Below are 14,221 nucleotides of genomic sequence, written 5' to 3'. Positions count from 1 at the left end.
CTCCAGTTGCTGTACATGTTGGCCAAGGTTTTCTGCCTCGCCTGCGTGGTCGGCGCCCCTGGTGGACCCTTTGCGCATTTCGCCGCCCCTGGCCCTGGTCGCCGCCGGGTCTGTGCGTGTCGGCGACGAGGGCCGCTCGCGTTGTGCGCCCGAGTACCCCGGCGAACCCGAGGCGCTGATTTCCGGAGCCGGCAGCAGTCCGAGTTGACCGTTTCCTTTCTTGTTCATGCACTTTTGATGGAAGAAAGTAAAAATTCGAACGCGCCGATCCCGTGCCCTCTCTTTGCGCGCGGGTTCGCCTTCTCCGCGTTCGCCGACTTGACGAAGTAGCGCGGACTTGCCGCCCGAATGAGGGGCGTGCCGTCACCGGCCCCGAGCCCGCCCTGAACCGCCTGAACAGCCGGAACGCCGGGCTCTCCGGTCCTGACGCAATTCGGCCGGCGGGTCGGCGGGGTGCCCGGGCGCTCTTGTTGACGTCGGAAAACTGCCAGAAGGTGTCTCCTGTCCCTGCTGCAATAGTGCTCACAATCATTTGTGAGGCCCCACAACAGGACGGGATTCGTGTCCACAGCAACGACTACTTCCATCGACCCCGCTGAACTGCCGGCCAGGTCGCCACTCGTCTCGTGGCTGGCCGTGATCTCGGTGATGCTGGGAATTTTCTCGATCGTCACCACCGAAATCCTGCCGATCGGATTGCTTACCTCCATCGGGTCGAGTTTCACCATCTCCGATGGAATGGCCGGCCTGATGATGACCATGCCGGGCTTCCTGGCGGCCATCTCGGCACCTCTGGTCACCGTGGCCACGGGGCGCATCGACCGGCGTCTCATGCTGGGGGCGTTCATCCTCCTGCTGGCGCTGGCGAACTTCCTGGCGGCCGCCGCGTCCAGCTACTGGCTGGTCCTGGTCTCCCGGGTGATGGTCGGCATCACCATCGGAGGGTTCTGGTCGATCGGGGCGGGACTGGCCGGCCGGCTGGTGCCCCCGGAGTCGGTCGGCCGCGCCACCGCGGTGATCTTCTCCGCGGTACCGCTCGGATCCGTGCTCGGCGTGCCGATGGGCACGTTCATCGGGGACGTCGCGGGGTGGCGTACAGCCTTCCTGGTGATGGGAGTCCTGACCCTCGCCGTATTCGTCCTGCTGATCCTGGTGGTCCCGTCCCTGCCCGCGGAGGAGCCCACACGCCTGCGCGTGCTCACCGGCATGCTGAAGAGCGTCAACACCCGGTTCGCGCTGGTGATCACCTTCCTGGTCGTGCTCGCCCACTTCGGGGCCTACACCTACGTCACCCCGTTCCTGGAACAGGTGACACAGGTGGGCGCCGGGCTCATCACCGTGTTCCTCCTCATCTACGGGGCAGCCGGCATCGCCGGGAACTTCCTGGGCGGATCACTCGTGGCGCGTTACCCGAGGGCCACCTTCGCGGCAGCCGCCGCGATGATCGGCGGGGCGACCCTGCTGCTCCCGGTGCTCGGCGGCAGCCGGCTCGGGGCGGTGAGCCTGCTGATCCTGTGGGGCGTCGCGTACGGGGCCGTTCCGGTCTGCTCCCAGACCTGGTTCGCCAAGGCCTGTCCCGATTCCCCCGAGGCATCCTCGGTGCTCTTCACGGCATCGTTCCAAGCCACCATCTCGATGGGCGCCCTGGCCGGAGGCGTGGTGGTCGACCGATCCTCCCCGTCCATGGTCATGGCACTCGCCGGTACGGCCGCGGTCCTCACCGTGGTGGCCATCGGCGTCCACCACGCCCGAAAGGTCACCTGGCCCGAGCCGGCTCACCAGCCGTAGGGCCACCGCTCCTCACCCGGGGCTCCTGCCCGACGTCCGGTCCGCCGCAGCCACCCCGCTGCGACGGGCCGGACCGGTGGCCTGCACACACATCCCTTGTCCCAGGGACACGGGCGTCCGCACCAGGCAGGCGTCCGCCGTTCTTCCGTTCTTCGACCGAAGGAGTACGTCGCTTATGTGCGGCATCGCGGGCTGGGTAGATTTCACGCGCGACTTAGGACAGGAGCGCGCCGTCGTCGACGCCATGACACGGACGATGGCGTGCCGCGGCCCGGACGACGAAGGGGTGTGGATCGACCGGCACGCCGCGATCGGCCACCGCAGGCTTTCCGTCATCGACCTGGAAGGCGGCCGTCAGCCCATGACGGCCGAGGAGAACGGACGCACGCTCGCCGTCCTCACCTTCAGCGGCGAGATATACAACTACCGTGAACTCCGGTCCGACCTCGCCTCCCGGGGGCACCACTTCCGTACCCGCAGCGACACCGAAGTGGTGCTGCGCGGCTATCTGGAATGGGGGGAGGGGCTCGTCGACAAGCTCAACGGCATGTTCGCGTTCGCCGTCTGGGACGTCCGCAGCCAGGAACTCCTCCTCGTGCGGGACCGGATGGGCGTCAAGCCGCTGTACTACTACCCGACGGCCGACGGGGTCCTGTTCGGCTCCGAACCCAAGACGATCCTCGCGCACCCGGGCATCCCGCGCCGGATCAACACCGACGGCCTGCGTGAACTCCTCGACATGGTCAAGACCCCCGAGCACGCCATCTTCACCGGCATGCACGAGGTCCGGCCCGGCCACACCGTCCGGGTCCGCCGGGAGGGGCTGGTCAAGCGCTGCTACTGGGCGCTGGAGGCCAAGGAGCACACGGACACGCTGAAGCAGACCATCGACACGGTCCGCGGCCTGCTCGAGGACACCGTGAGCCGGCAGCTCATCTCCGACGTGCCCCTGTGCAGCCTGCTCTCCGGCGGACTGGACTCCTCCGCGATCACCGCCCTGGCCGCCAAGGCGCTGGCCGCCGAGGGGGCGGGTCCGGTCCGCTCCTTCTCCGTCGACTTCGTCGGAGCGGAGGAGAACTTCGTCCCCGACCCCCTGCGCAGTACGCCCGACGCGCCCTTCGTACGGGACCTCGTCCAGCACGTGGCCGCCGAGCACAAGGAGATCCTCCTCAACAGCGACGACCTGAGCGACCCGGGGGTCCGGGCGGCCGTCCTCGCCGCCACCGACCTGCCCCCCATGTGGTACGGAGACCTGTGGCCCTCCCTCTACCTCCTCTTCCAGGCGGTACGGGAACGCTCCACGGTCGCACTGTCCGGGGAGTCCGCCGACGAACTCTTCGGCGGCTACAGCTGGTTCCACGACCCCGAGGTCCTCACCGCCGAAACGTTCCCCTGGCTGACCACGACTCCGGGACCGTTCTACGACGGCACACCGCTGTTCGACGGCGGCCTGCTGGGAACCCTCGACATTCCCGCATACCGGCGCTCCAGCTACGGCGACGCCATCGCCGAAGTCCCGGTCCTGGCAGGTGAGACCGGCCTGGAGAAGCGCATGAGGGAGATCAGCTACCTCAACCTCACCCGCTTCCTCAACACCCTCCTGGACCGCAAGGACAGGATGAGCATGGCCGTCGGACTGGAGGTGCGCGTCCCGTTCTGCGACCACCGTCTCGTCGAGTACGTCTTCAACGCCCCCTGGGCCATGAAGACCTTCGACGGCCGTGAGAAGAGCCTGCTGCGCGCCGCGACCCGCGACGTGCTTCCCGAGTCCATCGCCCAGCGCGTGAAGGCGCCCTACCCCAGCACCCAGGACTCGGGCTACGAGAAGAAGCTCCGGGACAGGCTCGCCGAGGTCATCGGCCAGGGCAACGCGCCGATCCTGCCGCTCCTCGATCTGCAACGGACCCGCGGCCGCCTCGACGGAAGCATCAGCACGGCCAGCACGCAGATCACCCGCATCGACCTGGAAGTACCGCTCTGGCTCAACGCCTGGCTGGAGTCGTACGACGTCACGATCGACGTCTAGCACCGCCGAGCAGTCCAGCACCTCTGGTACCGCCGAGTACCGCTCGTACCGCGCTCCTGTCCGTGACCGGTCCCGAAGGCCGCGGACACCCGTACCCCCGGCGGCCCTCTCATCCCCCGAAGGGCCGCCGGGTTCTCCCCTGCCCGCACCGCCTCGCGTAAGGAACCCTCGATGGCTTCCTCGTACGGTCCGCCCGCGGCACCACAGGAACCCGCGCCCGAGGCCGGCTGGACCGACCGGGTGTCGGAACTGGCCGGTTGGCTCGACGGCATCCTGGCCGGGCTGCAGGGGCTCGACCTCGAAGGCGTGGCCCCGTCCTCGGCGTACAGCGCCGCAGGCGCCGAGGACGGAACGTCCCGTGCTGCCCTGTGAGTTGACGGTCGAAGAGGCCGCCGCAGCCGTCGGCGGGCGCGAGTTGTCGCCCGTCGAGCTCGTCGAGTCCGTCCTGGCCCGCTGCGAGGCGAGCGAAGGACGGCTCAACGCCTATGCCACCGTGGACGCGGACCGTGCGAGGGAAGCCGCCGCACAGGCGGAGCGCGAGATCCGCGAGGGTGACTACCGTGGCCCGCTGCACGGCATCCCCTACGGACTCAAAGACGTGATCGACACCGCCGGGATACCCACCACGGCCGGGTCGCGGGCGTGGGCAGGCCGCGTACCGGGCCAGGACAGCACGGTGGCCGCCCGGCTCGCGCGGGCCGGTGCCGTCCTGGTGGGCAAGACCCAGACACATGAGTTCGCCTACGGCCTGCTCACCCCGCAGACGTTCAACCCCTGGCGCGCGGAGCGCACGGCCGGTGGTTCCAGCGGGGGATCGGCGGTCGCGGTGGCCGCCGGTTCCGCCCTCTTCGCCCTCGGCACGGACACGGGGGGCTCCGTACGGGTTCCGGCGGCGCTGAACGGCGTCGTCGGCCTCAAGCCCACCTTCGGGCTCGTCCCCTGCGCCGGTGTCGCCCCCTTGTCATGGTCCCTGGACACCGTCGGCACGCTGACCCGTACGGCCGAGGACGCCGGCCTCGTGCTGCGGGCCCTCACGGACCAGGGCCCCGGGACACCGCGCCGGTCCCCCGGGACGCGCGGTGACCTGCTGGGCCTGCGCGTCGGCGTCCCGGCCGCCTTCTTCTTCGACCACGTCGATCCGCAGGTGGAAGCGGCGGTCCGGCAGGCCATCGAAGACCTCCGGGCGCTGGGCGCCACGACCGTACCCGTGGTCCCGCCCCTCACGGAACACATGGAGGCCACCCACTGGGGGCTGATGGCTCCGGAGGCGTCAGCCGTCCACGAGCGCGGACTGCGGGAGGTGCCCCACCTCTACGGGCCGGACGTACGTCTCCTGCTGGAGGCGGGAGCGCACATCCTGGCCCAGGACCATCTCCGCGCCCAGCGCTCCCGCACGCTGATGCGTCAGGCCTGGCTCGGCCTGTTCGACGGGGCCGACGTGATCGCCGCCCCCACCGTGCCGCTGACCGCGGTGCCACGGGACCAGGACACCGTCAACTGGCCGGACGGCTACACCGAGTCGGTCACCTCCGCGTACGTACGGCTCTCCGCGCCCGGCAACGTCACGGGGTTCCCCACGCTCTCCCTGCCCGTCGCGCGGGACTCGGACGGCATGCCCATCGGCATGCAGCTGATGGCCCGCCCGTTCGACGAGTCCACCCTCCTGCGCACCGGTTCCGTCTTCGAGGGGTCCCGGAACGCCACGGGACGGCCCGCCCCCGCGAACGGGACGCGTCGCTGACAACCGCGTACGCATCGCTGACAACCGCGTACGCATCGCGCACGACACACCGCATACTGCCGCTACGCCCTCGCCCGAATGGGCACCGAGCACCGAAAGGGACCCCGCATGAACACCGGACCGTCGCCCCTGCCCGCCACGACGGCGGACGCCTTCTACCACGACCTGGGCGATGGCCGCTTCGCGAGCACACCGGCCACGGCGGGACCCTGGAGCGCCAAGACCCAGCACGGCGGTCCGCCCTCCGCACTCATGGGCCGAGCCATGGAACAGCACGCCCCCCGGCCCGGGATGCGCATCGCCCGCGTCACCGTGGAACTGCTGCGCCCCGTGCCCGTCGCGGATCTGGAGATCAAGGTGCGGACCGTCCGCTCCGGCGGCCGCACGGAGATCCTGGAGGGCGAGATGACGTCGGGGGGAGCCCCGGTGCTGGTGGCACGCGCCTGGCGGCTGGTCGCCAGCCCGCCCGAGACGCCGTCACTGTGCCCCGCGCCGGCCGCGCCGCAACGGCCGGGCCCACAGGCACCGCACACCATGGCCGACGCCCACCTCGACGGTTATGTCTCGGCCATGGAGTGGCGCTTCGAGCCCGGCAAGGGTTTCGACTCGCTCGGTCCCGGGACCGCCTGGGCGCGCCAGCGCATCCGGCTCGTCGAGGGCGCACAGGACACGCCGTTGACCCGGGCGCTCACCTTGGCCGACAGCAGCTGGGCCGTCGCGTTCGAACTCGACCACCACGCGGGACTCGTCATCAACACGGACATCACTCTCGCCCTGCACCGCGACCCGGTGGGCGAGTGGCTGTGCCTGCGTTCGGACACCGCGGCGAGTCCCGCCGGTTCGGGCCTGGCCCTCGGGCAGCTCGACGACGCCATCGGCGACTGCGGCCGGGTCCTGCAGACCCTGCTGGTCACCGAACGCGGAACCCGAACCTGAACAGGTGGCACCTCGACGCGGCCGGCTGCGGGACAGGGCCCGCGACCGGCCGCGTCGACCGGCCGTGTCTCAGCCGGGCCAGTCGACGAGCAGACTCCGGGGCCCGCGGAACGAGACGTTGGCCGGGAAGTCGAAGTCCTGGTCCGCCACCATCCGTACGTCCGGGGCACGCTGAGCGAGCAGGTCGAGCGCGATCCGCGCCTCCATCCGCGCCAACGGGGCACCGATGCAGTAGTGGATGCCCTTCCCGAAGGCGAGATGGCGTCGGGCGTCGCCCCGGGTGATGTCGAAGCTCTCCGGTTCCTCGAAGTGCTTCGGGTCCCGGTTGGCCGCTCCGAGGAGGATCAGGACCTTGGCCTCGGCGGGGACCCGCACGCCGCCGACGTCGACCGCGCGAGTGGTGATCCGCCGCCACGCGGGAATGCTGCTGTCGTAGCGCAGCAGCTCCTCGATCGCCTTGGGGATGAGCGAGCGGTCCGCGCATATCGCGGCCCACTGCTCCGGGTTGGACAGCAGCTGGCGTATCGCGTTGCCGGTGAAGCTCGTCGTGGTCTCATGGCCGGCGAAGCTCAGGCCGTACGCGACGTTGGTGATGTCGGCCAGCGACAGCGCGTCGGGGTCGGCCAGGTGGATCCGGACCAGATCGCTGGTGAAGTCGTCCACCGGCTCCGCCGCCCTCCGGGCGACGAAGTCCTCGCAGTACTTCCAGTAGTGCGTCATGTTCGTCGCGATCTCACGCTGCTCGTCGGCGCTCGGACGGCCCCAGCTGAACGCGATGCGATTGCCGCACCAGCCCTTCAGCATGTCCATGTCCTCGTCGGGGAACCCGATGAAGGTGAAGATCATGTATGCGGGCAACGGGTAGGTCAGCGCCGCGACCAGGTCCACCTGACCGGGCTCGACGGCATCCACCAGCTCGGTCGCCTTCGCCCAGACCTTCGGTTCCAGGGTGGCGATGCGACGGGGGGAGAAGCCCGTCATGTTGTGCTTCCGGATGCGCGTGTGGCGGGGCGGGTCGCAGTCGGACATCACCGGATAGGCGTGGAAACCCTCCTTGAGGATGCCCTGCGCCTCCTCCGACATCGGAAATACCGGGCGCTGCCCCACAGCCGCGGAGAACGTCCCCGGATCCTTGAGGACCGCCTCGATGTCGTCGTACCGAGTGATCACCCACATGTCGATCGCCGCGGCGTAGAAGGCCGGAGCCTCTTCACGTACAGCGGAATGAATCGGATAGGGGTCGGCGATATACGGTTCGCCCAGCGGGTCGAAACTGTGATGTACCGGGCACGACGCCGCCGTGTTGGTCGATGTCATTGCACAACCTCCTGGACTCGGTCATCCAATTGTCTTGTTTTTTACCGGACTTGAAAACGTCATAATGGTGAACCCCGTTATAGAATTTACTCATGACCGACAGAATCAGTCTGCGTCAGCTGCACTACTTCGTGGCCTGCGCGGAAGCCGGGACCATGACCGGAGCGGCCCGCCATCTGTACGTGTCCCAGGGCGCCGTGTCCGTCGCCATCGCACAGCTGGAAACCCGGATCGGCGTACAGCTGCTGCTTCGCTCCAAGGCCAAAGGGCTGGCACTCACCGAAGCCGGGAGGCATCTCCTCCCGGAAGCACGCGCGCTGCTCGCCCGCACCGACGAACTCCAGTCCGGCATGCGGGACATCGGTCAGGCGCCGGCCGGGCGGCTGGTGATCGGCTGCTTCACCACGATCGCGCCGTTCCTGGTCCCCGGGCTCCTGGAGGAGTTCCAGGCCGCCCACGCGCGGGTGACGCTCGACTTCGTGGAGGGCTCCCTCACGGACCTGCAGGGCCTCCTGCGCGAAGGACGGTGCGAACTGGCCGTGCTGTACGGCGTGGACATCCAGCCCGGGGTCGACTTCGACACGCTCTACGAAACGCGGCCCCACGTGCTGCTTCCGTCCGGACACCCCCTGGCGGAACAGGAGGAGATCCAGCTCGCGGACCTCGCCGGCCTCGACATGATCGCGCTCGACGTCCCGCCCAGCCTGAGCTACTTCACCGACGTACTCGCCTCGGCCGGCGTCACCCCGCTCGTGCGGCACCGTACGGAGAGCTTCGAGATGGTCCGCAGTCTCGTCGCCCGGGGCGTCGGCTACTCCCTGCTGATCCAGCATCCCAGGCCCGACGTCAGCTACGAAGGGCGCGCGCTGGTGGTCCGGCGCATCAAGGACACCGTGCGCCCGCTGCCCGTCGTGCTGGCCCGCCCGACGGGCAGCAGGCTCACCCGCCGGGCCGCCGCCTTCGCGGCGTTCTGTCATGCAAACGCCTCTGCCTACGCGGCGGCCGTCTGAGAAGGTAAACGCATGGCACGGTTGTTCTTTCCGGAATCCCCTTCCGGTGACTTCTCAAGCGGGAGCTTGAAGAGGCTCGGCCTCGACCACCGCGTGATCCCTGGGCAGGGTGTCGTGTTCGCGTGCACCGCCAGGAGATCCCAGTACGTCGAAGACCTCGCGGTCGGCGACACGGTAGGAATGCATTTCCGCGGGAAGATCGTCCTCGTAGAAGACGGCCTCCACAGGGCAGACCGGCTCGCACGCCCCGCAGTCGACGCATTCGTCGGGGTGGATGTACATCTTGCGGGGACCCTCGTAAATGCAGTCGACAGGGCATTCCTCGATGCACGCCTTGTCCTTGATGTCGACGCACGGCTGGGCAATCACATAGGTCATGACTCGCTCCGGATTCGATGGACCGGTCGGCTGACGGGCCGGCCGGTGATTCAGGGTCCAGGTGTCGCCGCGGGACGCAGGCCGACGGAGGCGTCCCACACCTCGGCGAGCGTGCCCTCCCGGAGCACCACGAGGTGGCGCCCGGCGGAGGCGGAACCGTCCAGCGGCACCGGTAGGCCGTACGCGCGCTCCAGCGGCACGGTCGTCACCAGGGCCAGACCGACGTCCGCGCTCCGGGTGAACTCCGGGCCGTCCGTGCCGACGATCAGAAGACCGCCGACGGTCGCCAGCTCGACGGGAAACGCGCCGTCCAGCCGGATACGGGTGTCACAGCGGGTGCCCAGAGCCGTCTCGTACAGGGCGACGGCCGCCGGGAACGCCGAGGCACTCACCGCCCTGCGGACGAGCAGGAGCGGCTCCGCACCGGGGACCGCCGGGCGGGGGGAGGGACGCGGACGCTCGCCCGGCTGCGGCCGGTGCTCGACCAGCTCGGCGACGGTTCCGTCGGTGTAACGCACCCGGGCACGGCTGCCGGGGAGGATCGTCTCGGGCGGCTCGAGGACCGTGGCCCCGGCATCACGAAGGCGCTCCAACTGCGGTGTCAGCGCGGGCACGATGACGGAGTGCGCGGTCCGCCGCTGGATGTCGGTGAACGGCCTGACGCTCGCGATCAACAGCATGTTCCCCACCGCCGCGAGTTCCAGGCCGCCGAAATCCGGGATGGGCATACGAAGATCCGCGGTCGTCCCGGTCAGCTCCTCGTAGAAGCCGATCCGCTCGTCGAGATCGGCGAGGTGGATGAGGGAACGGGCCAACAGGCGGGGGCGGGACAGCACGGCGGAGTCCGGGGTCGCCCGGAACCACCGGTCAGGCAGGGAAGTGGTCTTGGGTGCTGCCGACATGGACCGGTACCTTCTCTCTTCGGTCGGACTGGGCGGACCGCAGGGTGGTAGGTATGGGGGGACCGGCGGAGCCGCAGCCCCGTGCAGCGCCCGGCAGGCCCGTGCGCGACCCCCCAAGGGCTGTTCCGTAGTCCCCGGGGGATCAGCGCGCGGCGTCGGATGCGGTGCGTCGCAAGGCGGAAGGGCGTCCGCATACTGGATGTAAGCGGGCGTAGCGACAGCGCGGCGAGGTGCCGTAGCTGTCGTCGTGCGCCCGCCAGGGGTTACGGGACAGCCCTTAGGCGTCCCGCGCGTGCGGGGTCGGTCCGGCGCCCCACCACCGGTCCGCACGCAGCCCCCAGGCGGACAGTTCCTCGCCCACCAGGCGGGCCAGGGAGGAGCCGTCACCGAAGTGGTCCGGCATGCCGGTGACGGTCACCGCCATCCTGTCGCCGGTACGGACCAGACACAGCGACGCGCGGATGCGGGCCCGGTCGGCCACCACACCGGGCACGTTCATGGTCCGTACGGCGACGCCGTCCGCCGGCCGCCCGGTGAAACGGGCCACCGCGTCGGGCGTCCGGCCGAAGTTGGAGGCGACGACATCGGTCTGCTGCGCCCCCGGCCGCAACAGACGGTGAGCCCGCCCGGCGGGGAGCAGATGCCACAGGGCCTCCGGCACCAGCGTGCTGCCGCGCCCTCCGGTGCGGCTCAGCAATTCCCTGGTCGCGTCCCGGGTACGTCGGAGGCCGGAGTGCCGCGGGGGGCCGCCCCGGACCGTCAACGGCAGGACGACCAGGGCATTGGCCCGCCCGTCGTCCTCCGATTCCCGCAGGGTCATCGGCAGCCCCACCTCGATCGGGGTGGGGCTGCCCGTGCGGACGGCGGCCCGCACCAGATTGGCGGCGATCTCGATGAACAGGCTGTTCGCCGTCCCACCCCGCGCGCGGGCCTTCTCCTCCCACGCGATCGCGTCCGTCTCGACGATCAGCGACGTGAAGAAGCGCGGTTCACCCGCGACCGGCGGACCCGCCGGAGGCCGGCGCAGTGCCGCGGCGAGTCCGGCCCGTTCGGCGGGGCTGCCCAGGAGACGCGGCAGCCACCGAACGGTATCGACGCCGGCACGTGCGGCCTGCCGCAGGACGTCGACCGCGTCACCCAGCGGGCCTGAAGCGTCCGGCACCGAACGGTCCGGCGGGCCGCCGGAGGCGACGGCTGCTTCAGGCACGGTCCGGTCGGGCCGACCGCCCGAGGCGATGGCGTCGAAGATGCCCAGTCCGTCGCAGCGGAAGTGCGGCACGGTCAACGAGACGACGCTGCCGCTGCCGTACGGTGCGGCGGCCAGCCGCCACAGCGCGTTCGATCCGGGCGGCAGCGGCACCCTCACCTCCCGGTCGGCCCACTCCATCAGCGTGTCGGCCGTCACCGGTCGCGCGGTGGTGTCCAGCCCCTCCGTGTTGTGGGCGCGCACCCAGGTGCGCCGCGCTCCCGGGACCCGTGAGGGGGCCGCCCGGCGACTGAGACGGCCCTGGTCCAGGCGCTGCCACTCCGCTTCGAGCGTGTGACGGGGCACCGGACGGTCGAAGGACCACAGGACCTGCACGATCCGGATGGAGCCGAGCCTGTCGGCCGCGGCGTGGAGCATTTCGTCGGTGGGGTTGAGACGTACGGTGCCGGGCATCAGGCCATCGCCTCCCGCAGCAGTCCGGCGGCGCGCTCGCCGACCGCGGGCGCCAGTTTGAAGCCGCCGCCGTTCCAGCCCGTCGCGGTGACCAGGCCGTCCACCTCGGGCGGCACGCCCACCGAAGCGGGCCCCCGCGGAGACATCGCGTCGTAGGCCGCCACGCCGCCCACGGCCGGGGCTCCGGTCAGTTGGGGGAGACGCGGAATCAGGATGTCGCGGACCCGCTCCACCTCCTGGTGCGGAACGTCGCCGCGCACCGTGGCGGGCACACCCGTCAGCGGCGAGAAGGCACCCGCCAGCACGACGGACGCGTCGTCCCACGGGCGCAGCCACGCACCGGTGGCCCGGTCGACGACGGCCGGCAGCGCGAGGGGCGCGGCCCCGTCCAGAAGCCGGAAGAGGCAGTAGCCCACCGCCCGGGTGTGCAGCGGCAGATGGACGCCCACGCCCGCAGCCAGGGGAGTGCTGCCGGTGCCGGCGGCGAGCAGGACGGCCCGTGCCCCGACCGGGCCGGTGTCCGTCCCCACTCCGACCACGCGGGAACCCGAGGTGAGCAGGTGCGTGGCACGTGCCCGCAGTAGGCGCAGGCGCGGTCCGGCGTCCTGGACCATGGCGGCGGCCACGTCGTGCACCGGCAACCAGCCGGCGTCGGGCTCGTATACGGCGTACTCGTCCGGGGCCGTGCGCAGCCCGGGGAAGCGTGCGCCGATCTCGTCGGCGGCGAGGATCTCCGCCCTGTGCCCCGCTTCCAGGAGCGATGCGACCCGGGGGAGCGCCGCCGCACGCTCGCCGGGTGCGAGGAAGGTGAGGCTGCCCCGGCCCCGTACGGCGGGCCAGCTGCCGCGCCATCCCCGCTTCCGGTAGACGGCCAGTCCGGCGGACGCGAAGTCCTCGTCGCCGTCGGACGGGGCGAAGGCGCGGACGAGACCGCCGGAGACACCTGTGGCGCCTCCGGCGATACCGGCCTCGTCGACCACGGCCACGCTGAGGCCGGCGGCGGTCAGCCGCTCGGCCGTGGCCAGACCGATGATGCCCCCGCCGACGACGGCGACGTCCGCGGTGACGGTGGGGTGGCTCACGGGGAGGTCCCGGAGGCCACTAGTTCCTCGTGGTCGCGCACCAGGTCACGCTGGAGCGAGTCGGCGATGTCCGTCGCCCGGACGGACAGCATGGCCAGGGCACCGGCGTCACCCATGCCGTGGCTCGCCTCGCAGAGCCCGTTCAGATAGACCCGGAGCGGTTGCGGGCTGTCCGCCGGGGACTTGAGCTCGATCGAGTAGTCCCGTGCGACCACGGGGACGCCGTCCTCGTCGAGCGGCAACCGGTGGGCGATGCCTTCCAGGAGCGGGTGGTACGGCTCGTCGCCCTGCTCACTGCCGAAGTCCCGGAAGCCGGTGGCCAGGACGACCACATCGGCGTCGAGGGTCTCCTCGGTGAGGTGGTTGACGTCCCGCAGCACCAGACGCTGCCCCTGCCCCTCGGGGCGGCTGACGACCACCTCGGAGAAGGGCTTCATCAACAGCCGTTCGGAACCGGTCAGTTCGTACTCCCGCTGCACTCCGGCCAGACGGTCGATGACGTCCTGGTCGCAGGCGGCGTAGTTGACGGAACGCAGCTCGTCGCGCAGCCGGCGCTTCTTCGCGTTGGACAGAGGATGGAAGTAGTCGACGAACTCGGGCAGGAACACCCGTCGGCTGTACGGGCTGGTGTCCTTGAGGCGGAACCCGATGGTGCGGTGGACGGAGACGACCTGCCGTACCTGAGGGCGCGCCAGCAGATCGAGGATGATCTCGATCGCGCTCTGGCTCGCACCGACCACCACGACACGAAGGGGTCTGTCGCCCAGTTGCCCGAGGGACGAGAGGTATCGCGTGGAGTGGAAGACGCGCGGCCCGAGACTGCGCTGGAAGGCGGGCGGGACGCGGGGTGACCGGCCGGTCCCGACGGACACCGTACGGCCGAGGTACTCGCCGCCGTCGTCCGTCTCCACGCGGAACACCTCCCCGCCGTCGTCCCCCTGGACGAGGGAGAGACCGACGGCCGAGCGTCCGTAGTCCACCTGCTTGCGGAAGGCGCCGGCGACCCAGGTGAGGTAGTCGGCGTACTCGCGGCGCAAGGGGAACTTCGCGTTCAGGTGCAGATAATCCGTCAGTGAGCCCTGGGACGCCAGGTATTTGATGAAGGTGTGCGGGCTGGCCGGATTACGTGGCATCGCCAGATCGCGGAAGGGATTGTTCTGGATGTCCGCCCCGGACAGCAGCTGCTCGCGCTGCCACTGGAAGTCGGTGGACCGTTCGATGAAGTGGGCGGTCCCGGCGCGGTCGCGCTCCTCGAGCGCGACCGCCAGCGAGAGGTTGGCGGGCCCGAACCCCACTCCCAGTACCGGATGGATCGTTTGGCTTGTCACGGTTCACGCATCCTCGACTTGTCGTGTATGCAGGAACGTCGTACGGCATCGGT

14 protein-coding genes are annotated in these 14,221 nt (G+C 70.3%); 6 read left to right on the top strand and 8 right to left on the bottom strand.

Translation table 11 applies throughout. From position 1 onward, the window contains the following. Window positions 1–228, bottom strand: a 228-nt coding sequence (locus ACFWVP_RS05020; RefSeq protein ID WP_384493655.1) for a hypothetical protein, incomplete at its 3' end; no start/stop codon positions are given. Then, on the bottom strand, window positions 225–761 hold the full coding sequence (locus tag ACFWVP_RS05015) for a hypothetical protein (RefSeq protein WP_384493674.1): 537 nt from the start codon (window positions 759–761) through the stop codon (window positions 225–227). The genes ACFWVP_RS05020 and ACFWVP_RS05015, both read right to left, overlap by 4 nt. Here ACFWVP_RS05015 and ACFWVP_RS05010 point away from each other — a divergent pair. The 5 genes from ACFWVP_RS05010 to ACFWVP_RS04990 all read left to right on the top strand — a co-directional run bounded on the left by ACFWVP_RS05010 (window position 649) and on the right by ACFWVP_RS04990 (window position 6,491). Beyond that, on the top strand, window positions 649–1,788 hold the full coding sequence (locus ACFWVP_RS05010; RefSeq protein ID WP_384493672.1) for an MFS transporter: 1,140 nt from the start codon (window positions 649–651) through the stop codon (window positions 1,786–1,788). The genes ACFWVP_RS05015 and ACFWVP_RS05010 overlap by 113 nt on opposite strands. Before the next feature lie 175 nt (window positions 1,789–1,963). Next, window positions 1,964–3,814 carry an asparagine synthase (glutamine-hydrolyzing) gene (gene asnB / locus ACFWVP_RS05005; RefSeq protein WP_384493653.1) on the top strand — a complete coding sequence of 617 codons (1,851 nt, stop codon included), beginning with the start codon at window positions 1,964–1,966 and terminating at the stop codon, window positions 3,812–3,814. A 171-nt stretch (window positions 3,815–3,985) separates the two neighbouring features. Next, window positions 3,986–4,186 carry a hypothetical protein gene (locus ACFWVP_RS05000; RefSeq protein WP_384493651.1) on the top strand — a complete coding sequence of 67 codons (201 nt, stop codon included), beginning with the start codon at window positions 3,986–3,988 and terminating at the stop codon, window positions 4,184–4,186. Next, a complete protein-coding gene (locus ACFWVP_RS04995; RefSeq protein ID WP_384493649.1) occupies window positions 4,173–5,555 on the top strand; it encodes an amidase in 1,383 nt (460 codons plus the stop codon). Before ACFWVP_RS05000 ends, ACFWVP_RS04995 begins: the two co-directional genes overlap by 14 nt. A gap of 108 nt (window positions 5,556–5,663) precedes the next feature. Next, window positions 5,664–6,491 carry a thioesterase family protein gene (locus ACFWVP_RS04990; RefSeq protein ID WP_384493647.1) on the top strand — a complete coding sequence of 276 codons (828 nt, stop codon included), beginning with the start codon at window positions 5,664–5,666 and terminating at the stop codon, window positions 6,489–6,491. Between the two features lie 69 nt (window positions 6,492–6,560). Here the strand turns inward: ACFWVP_RS04990 and ACFWVP_RS04985 are convergent, their stop codons facing one another. Further along, the gene (locus ACFWVP_RS04985) at window positions 6,561–7,808 is read right to left on the bottom strand and encodes a cytochrome P450 (RefSeq protein WP_384493646.1); all 1,248 of its coding nucleotides are present in this window, start codon (window positions 7,806–7,808) and stop codon (window positions 6,561–6,563) included. A 92-nt stretch (window positions 7,809–7,900) separates the two neighbouring features. Between ACFWVP_RS04985 and ACFWVP_RS04980 the strand changes: the two genes are divergently transcribed. Then, entirely contained in the window at window positions 7,901–8,818 is a 918-nt protein-coding gene (locus ACFWVP_RS04980) for a LysR family transcriptional regulator (RefSeq protein WP_384493644.1), read from the top strand. Window positions 8,819–8,872: 54 nt separating this feature from the next. On the opposite strand, the gene fdxA is transcribed toward ACFWVP_RS04980, so the two are convergent. The 5 genes from fdxA to ACFWVP_RS04955 form a co-directional block, all read right to left on the bottom strand. After that, complete coding sequence (gene fdxA, locus ACFWVP_RS04975; RefSeq protein WP_384493642.1) at window positions 8,873–9,196, bottom strand: ferredoxin; 324 nt, start codon at window positions 9,194–9,196, stop codon at window positions 8,873–8,875. Between the two features lie 50 nt (window positions 9,197–9,246). Further along, complete coding sequence (locus tag ACFWVP_RS04970) at window positions 9,247–10,098, bottom strand: VOC family protein (RefSeq protein ID WP_384493640.1); 852 nt, start codon at window positions 10,096–10,098, stop codon at window positions 9,247–9,249. Between the two features lie 277 nt (window positions 10,099–10,375). Beyond that, window positions 10,376–11,758 carry a hypothetical protein gene (locus ACFWVP_RS04965; RefSeq protein ID WP_384493638.1) on the bottom strand — a complete coding sequence of 461 codons (1,383 nt, stop codon included), beginning with the start codon at window positions 11,756–11,758 and terminating at the stop codon, window positions 10,376–10,378. Further along, complete coding sequence (locus ACFWVP_RS04960; RefSeq protein ID WP_384493636.1) at window positions 11,758–12,840, bottom strand: NAD(P)/FAD-dependent oxidoreductase; 1,083 nt, start codon at window positions 12,838–12,840, stop codon at window positions 11,758–11,760. The genes ACFWVP_RS04965 and ACFWVP_RS04960 overlap by 1 nt, the downstream gene beginning before the upstream one ends. Beyond that, window positions 12,837–14,168: a SidA/IucD/PvdA family monooxygenase gene (locus ACFWVP_RS04955; RefSeq protein ID WP_384493634.1), complete on the bottom strand. Its 1,332-nt coding sequence runs from the start codon at window positions 14,166–14,168 to the stop codon at window positions 12,837–12,839. Before ACFWVP_RS04955 ends, ACFWVP_RS04960 begins: the two co-directional genes overlap by 4 nt. Window positions 14,169–14,221: the final 53 nt, after the last annotated feature.

Source organism: Streptomyces sp. NPDC058637, assembly GCF_042717325.1.
Lineage (GTDB): Bacteria > Actinomycetota > Actinomycetes > Streptomycetales > Streptomycetaceae > Streptomyces.
Note: the sequence above shows the minus strand (reverse complement) of the source record. Positions and strands in the feature narration are given on the sequence as shown.

Coding starts and splice junctions, on each gene's coding strand:
- ACFWVP_RS05010 (WP_384493672.1), top strand. CDS start 649: ATGCTGGGAATTTTCTCGATCGTCACCACCGAAATCCTGCCGATCGGA.
- ACFWVP_RS05015 (WP_384493674.1), bottom strand. CDS start 761: ATGGTCATCATCAGGCCGGCCATTCCATCGGAGATGGTGAAACTCGAC.
- asnB (WP_384493653.1), top strand. CDS start 1,964: ATGTGCGGCATCGCGGGCTGGGTAGATTTCACGCGCGACTTAGGACAG.
- ACFWVP_RS05000 (WP_384493651.1), top strand. CDS start 3,986: ATGGCTTCCTCGTACGGTCCGCCCGCGGCACCACAGGAACCCGCGCCC.
- ACFWVP_RS04990 (WP_384493647.1), top strand. CDS start 5,664: ATGAACACCGGACCGTCGCCCCTGCCCGCCACGACGGCGGACGCCTTC.
- ACFWVP_RS04985 (WP_384493646.1), bottom strand. CDS start 7,808: ATGACATCGACCAACACGGCGGCGTCGTGCCCGGTACATCACAGTTTC.
- ACFWVP_RS04980 (WP_384493644.1), top strand. CDS start 7,901: ATGACCGACAGAATCAGTCTGCGTCAGCTGCACTACTTCGTGGCCTGC.
- fdxA (WP_384493642.1), bottom strand. CDS start 9,196: ATGACCTATGTGATTGCCCAGCCGTGCGTCGACATCAAGGACAAGGCG.
- ACFWVP_RS04970 (WP_384493640.1), bottom strand. CDS start 10,098: ATGTCGGCAGCACCCAAGACCACTTCCCTGCCTGACCGGTGGTTCCGG.
- ACFWVP_RS04965 (WP_384493638.1), bottom strand. CDS start 11,758: ATGCCCGGCACCGTACGTCTCAACCCCACCGACGAAATGCTCCACGCC.